The following is a 255-nucleotide window of genomic DNA, read 5'->3' on the forward strand; positions in this document are numbered from 1 at the left end:
ATAGCTGGTGTTGCTGCAACTGCTGCAACTGCTGGAACGACTGGGGCGGGATTAGCCTCACTGGCTGGCGCCTCAGGCACGGCTGGATCTGCAGCAATATCATCTGGAATGGCAACAATTGGTTCTGTGGTTGGTGGTGGAATGGCAACTGGAGCGGTATTCACTGCAGCAGCACCTGTTGCTGCTGTTGGTATAGTTGCTTATTCGTTTTGCCGCTTGTTTAAACGTTAAACGTTAAATGTTGATTCGTTTATT

General features: G+C 49.4%; 1 protein-coding gene. It reads left to right on the plus strand.

Annotated features, from left to right (window positions below; translation table 11 throughout):
* On the plus strand, window positions 1-231 hold a 231-nt coding region (locus ACYP03_RS27015), incomplete at its 5' end, for a hypothetical protein (protein ID WP_459782811.1).
* Window positions 232-255 lie beyond the last annotated feature (24 nt).

It is taken from the genome of Photobacterium sp. R1 (assembly GCF_054600795.1).